The organism is Enterobacter sp. PTB, assembly GCF_051130085.1.
GTDB lineage: Bacteria > Pseudomonadota > Gammaproteobacteria > Enterobacterales > Enterobacteriaceae > Enterobacter > Enterobacter ludwigii.
Window position 1 is genome coordinate 1 of sequence record NZ_JBDKEE010000208.1, and the last position, 225, is coordinate 225.

Sequence of the window (225 nt, forward strand, 5' to 3'; positions counted from 1 at the left end):
CGATGGTGCGAGAATCACAGTCAGCACGTACCCGGCTGACAGAGCAACTGCGGGACGAGATCTGGCGGGTTAATTTCTATCGTTTCTGCCGGTTGCTGGAGCAGGCGGCTCCTGATGCGCCAGCCCTTGGCAGTACCAGTCATCCCGAAAACGATCCGGTTCGCTTTCGTCCCTGGCCGGGGATGGGGTTTCCGGTCAGCGAGTTGCGGGCCGTGGAGGAGAATG

Annotated in this window: 1 protein-coding gene; it reads left to right on the forward strand. The window is 60.9% G+C overall.

The window, feature by feature from the left end:
* Positions 1-2 precede the first annotated feature (2 nt).
* Positions 3-225 (forward strand): type VI secretion system baseplate subunit TssG (locus AAIR21_RS28265; protein ID WP_434682896.1); only part of this gene is annotated, 223 nt, incomplete at its 3' end.